We start from the raw sequence: 4,820 nt of genomic DNA on the forward strand, positions 1-4,820 counted from the left end.
CGGGGGGGCCCCGGGGGGGGGGGGGGGCGGCGGGGCCCCCCCCCCCCCCGCGCGGCGCCCGGGCCCGGGGGGCCCGGCGCCGCGGCCAGTGGAGCCGGGACAGCGGCCAGTGGAGCCGGGACAGCGGCGGCCGCGCCCGGACCGGCAGCGGCGGCGGCGGGACCGACAGCCGCAGTAGAACCGACAGCCGGAGCGGCACCGACAGCCGACGTGGGACCAACAGCCGGAGCGGGACCAACAGCCGGAGCGGCACCGGCAGCCGGAGCGGCACCGGCAGCCGCAGCGGGACCGACAGCCGGAGCGGCACCAGCACCCGGAGCGGGACCGGCACCCGGAGACGAGGCATGCATTCCCGATGCGACGCCGGGCGCCTGCGCGGCCTGCGCACCGGCGAGGGCCGAACCCGAGCCCGTCGGCTGCGCACCCACCGGGCCACCGCCGTGCGCGGCCGATCCGGCGGCCTGCTCCCCCGGGACGGACCCGGCCGGATGCGCCGCGCCGGGCGCCGTCCCGCCGAGCGCCGACAGCAGCGGCGCCACACCGTCCCCCGCCTCGGTACCGGTCGCCGAACCCGTGCCCTGCCCCAGCCAGTCACCGAAGCTGTCGAGCTGCTGGCCGACGTTCCCGACCGCGACATCGACACTCACGCCGGTACTCACCCAGACCCCGTCGAGGCCGATATGGGCATCGAAGCTGGATTCGGTGTGGAAGAACACGCCCGTCATGGGTCCGTCGCCGATCCCGTCGAAGGCGTGGCCGCTCTCGGCACCGGGTTCGGGCAGCCCGAAACCGCCCGCCCCGAGGCCGTTCATCCCGGGCAGGTGCAGACCCTCGGCGCCCGGCAGGCCCAGCCCCGGCCCGAAGGACGTCGCCGCATGCGGCTCGCCACCGGACGGGCCGTACGGATGCGGACCGTCCTCGTCGGCGGTTGCGGACCGGTCGCCGGAGGGCAGTGTCGTTCCGGACGACACGTCGCCGACCGTGGACTGCGTGGGATGGCGCAGATATCCGGGCAGGTCGAAGCCCTGACCTCCGAAACCCTGACCCTCCCAGCCCTCGAGACCGGGCAGACCCGGCAGGCCGAAACCCGGATTGCTCAGCGAGCCGAACGGCACCGCATCGGACTCCCCGGGCCCGGAGTGCTGGCCCGTGCCGGGCGACTGCTCGTCCTGCTCGGAGGGCACCGTCGGGGAATACCCGTCGCCCAGCGGAGTCGAGTACCAGTAGCCGCCGCCGCTCATGGTGCCGTCGGGCGTGGACATCTGGAAGCCGCCCTGCTGCTGCGGAGGCACGGCAGGATGCGGCACCGCCCAGGGCAGCGCGGAGGTGGGAGCGGGCGGCGGGGCGGAATTGCCCAGCACCGGAGGCGGGACGGAATCGGGATCGGGGTCGGGGTAGGTGACCACCGGGCTCGGCGCGTCGGGCTGGGGGTCGTTGGTGACCCATCCGGCGATGCGGCTGGTGTGCGATTCGTTGGTCGGAGCCGGGGAGCCGTTGGAGGCGATCAGGGCCCCGCCGGTGACGTACGCGCCCGCCCTGGCCACCCGGGCGACACCGGTGGCGACACGGTACGCGGTATCTTCCGCGTGATCGCCCGCGCCCGGATCGTCCTCGATGGGCAGGTCACGCGTCATACAAGCTCCGCTCTCCACTGTCCGGCGTCCGAACCGAACGGGGTATTACCAAATTCAGATCGCTTTACACCTTATTTCCGGAAAACCGGCCTGTCACATCCCCCAGGTGGGAGGCAGGCGGCACCGTGCGGCGTCACACCAGGGTGTCATTGCCCGATGCCGGAGCCAAGCCCCAAGATCACCCGGCAGTACCAACCGGTCACGCGCTCAGCCGCGGCGGAGCGGCCGCGGCTATTTCTTGTCCTTACCCTTGTCCGAGGACGAATCCGTCGACAGCGCGGCCACGAACGCCTCCTGCGGGACGTCCACGCGGCCGATGGTCTTCATCCGCCTCTTGCCTTCCTTCTGCTTCTCCAGCAGCTTGCGCTTGCGGCTGATGTCACCGCCGTAGCACTTGGCGAGCACGTCCTTGCGGATCGCGCGGATGTTCTCGCGGGCGATGATCTTCGAGCCGACGGCCGCCTGGATCGGCACCTCGTACTGCTGGCGCGGGATCAACTCCTTGAGCTTCTCGGTCATCCGGCGGCCGTAGGCCTGCGCGGCGTCGCGGTGCACGATCGCCGAGAACGCGTCGACGGCCTCGCCCTGCAGCAGAATGTCGACCTTCACCAGATCGGCCTGCTGCTCGCCCGCCTCCTCGTAGTCGAGGCTGGCGTACCCGCGGGTGCGCGACTTCAGCGAATCGAAGAAGTCGAAAATGATCTCGGCCATCGGCAGCGTGTACCGCATCTCGACGCGGGTCTCCGAGAGGTAGTCCATGCCACCCAGCTCGCCGCGGCGGGACTGGCACAGCTCCATGATCGAGCCGATGAACTCGCTCGGCGAGATGATGGTGACCTTGACGATCGGCTCGAAGACCTCCCGCGCCTTACCCTCCGGCCAGTACGAGGGGTTGGTCACGACGTGTTCGGTGCCGTCCTCCATCACCACGCGATAGATCACGTTGGGCGCGGTGGAGATCAGATCCAGATCGAACTCCCGCTGCAGCCGCTCGCGGGTGATCTCCATATGCAGCAGACCCAGGAACCCGCAGCGGAAGCCGAAGCCCAGCGCCACCGAGGTCTCCGGCTGATAGGTCAGCGCGGCATCGTTGAGCTGCAGCTTGTCCAGCGCGTCGCGCAGATCCGGATAGTCCGAGCCGTCGACCGGGTACAGGCCGGAGAACACCATCGGGCTCGGCTCGCGGTAGCCCGTGAGCGGCTCGGCGGCGCCGCCCCTCGCGACGGTCACGGTGTCACCGACCTTCGACTGGCGCACGTCCTTCACGCCGGTGATGAGATAGCCCACCTCGCCCACGCCCAGGCCCTTGGTCGGCTTGGGCTCCGGCGACACGATGCCGATCTCCAGCAGCTCGTGGGTGGCGCCGGTGGACATCATCTTGATCTTCTCGCGCGGGGTGAGCTTGCCGTCCACTACGCGGACATAGGTGACGACGCCGCGGTAGGTGTCGTAGACGGAGTCGAAGATCATGGCGCGGGCGGGCGCATCGGCGTCCCCCTGCGGCGCGGGCACCTTGCCGATCACGGTGTCCAGCAGTTCCGGCACGCCCGCGCCGGTCTTGCCGGACACGCGCAGCACATCCTCGGGTTCGCAGCCGACGATGTGCGCGAGCTCGGCGGCGTAGCGGTCCGGATCCGCGGCCGGGAGGTCGATCTTGTTCAGGACCGGGATGATCTCCAGATCCTTGTCCAGGGCCAGGTAGAGATTGGCGAGCGTCTGCGCCTCGATGCCCTGCGCCGCGTCGACCAGCAGGATCGCGCCCTCGCACGCCTCCAGCGCCCGCGACACCTCATAGGTGAAGTCGACGTGGCCGGGAGTGTCGATCAGGTGCATCACGTAGTCGGTGCCGTCGACGGTCCACGGCAGCCGCACGTTCTGGGCCTTGATGGTGATGCCGCGCTCCCGCTCGATATCCATCCGGTCCAGATACTGCGCGCGCATCTGCCGCTCCTCGACCACCCCGGTCAATTGCAGCATGCGATCGGCCAGGGTCGACTTCCCGTGGTCGATGTGCGCGATGATGCAGAAGTTCCGGATCCGCGAGGGATCGGTGAACGTCGTATCGGCGAAGCTGGGCACTCCACTCCCTGTCCGTACATAGGTTGCGCGCGGTCGATCCGTTCTCGTCCGAGGGCCGATCCGCTCGCGTTTCAGCTTATGGGCAATCGAGCCCGGCCTTGCACGGCCCCCTCGTCCCGCGCGACACCGCCCGTGGGTGCGGAGATCTGGATCACACTCAGCGCGGCCTCGGAGGGCCACCTGCCATACCCCCTCGATCAACTCGTCCTTTGCGGCAAATCCCCAGCTGGCACAACGGAGTTCGCGCGGGATGAGTTCGGGCTCGTACGCCGTTATAGTCCGATTCATGGCCAGCACGTGGAGCTCACTCGGCAAGCAGTTGGGGACCATCGCCAGGGAGCAGGGGCCCCGGATCGTCAAACGGCAGGCACCGAAGCTGGTGGATCGGATGCAGCGGTCGTCGATGTGGGATCGGGCGCTGGGGCGGCGGCGGGCGCCCGGGGTCGCGGTGCGGCCAGCGGCCTCGACGCCGGTGCCCACGCGCGAGCGGGCGCGGCAGGTGGTGTACTGCCCGCACCTGGACGGGCGCGCCGATCCCGGCGAGATCGTCTGGACCTGGGTGCCGTTCGAGGAGGATCCGAGCAACGGCAAGGACCGTCCGGTGCTGGTGGTGGGCCGGGAGCGGACCATCCTGCTGGGCCTGATGCTGTCGTCCAACCCGCAACGCGCGAGCGACCACAACTGGGTCGAGATCGGTTCCGGGCCTTGGGATTACGAGGGCCGGACGAGCTGGGCACGGCTGGACCGGGTGCTGGACGTGCCCGAGGCCGGGATTCGCCGCGAGGGCGCCGTCCTGCCGCGCAAGACCTTCGACCTGGTCGCCCACCGGCTGTGCGCCGAATACCACTGGCAATGAATCGCGGGGGGGGGCCACCGGGGGGGGGCCCCCGGCCCCCTGTTTTTTCAAACCCCCCCCCCCCCCCCCCCCCCGGCCCAAAACCCGGGTTTTCCGCGGCGCTTTTCGCGCCCCCACCGCGGCGCGAGCGATGCCCATCGCGGAGGAGAACACGTCGCCGACCGTGCGCACCGCGGCATTGAATACCCCGGCGATGAAGTTGCCGAGCGCCTGGAGCTGGTCAAGGACTTCTACATGTCCATGGGCGACAC

The 4,820-nt window shown here is 70.2% G+C and carries 3 protein-coding genes; 1 reads left to right on the top strand and 2 read right to left on the bottom strand.

Annotated elements, in window-relative coordinates:
* Positions 1 to 1,634 (bottom strand): hypothetical protein (locus QH290_RS37540; protein WP_425303705.1); only part of this gene is annotated, 1,634 nt, incomplete at its 3' end.
* A 231-nt stretch (positions 1,635 to 1,865) separates the two neighbouring features.
* Entirely contained in the window at positions 1,866 to 3,713 is a 1,848-nt protein-coding gene (gene lepA, locus QH290_RS37545; protein WP_280388153.1) for a translation elongation factor 4, read from the bottom strand.
* A 286-nt stretch (positions 3,714 to 3,999) separates the two neighbouring features.
* Here lepA and QH290_RS37550 point away from each other — a divergent pair, with 286 nt between their 5' ends.
* Positions 4,000 to 4,569 (top strand): type II toxin-antitoxin system PemK/MazF family toxin, encoded by a 570-nt coding sequence (locus QH290_RS37550; protein WP_280268781.1) that lies wholly within the window; start codon positions 4,000 to 4,002, stop codon positions 4,567 to 4,569.
* Positions 4,570 to 4,820: the final 251 nt, after the last annotated feature.

The organism is Nocardia wallacei, from assembly GCF_029869545.1.
GTDB lineage: Bacteria > Actinomycetota > Actinomycetes > Mycobacteriales > Mycobacteriaceae > Nocardia > Nocardia wallacei_A.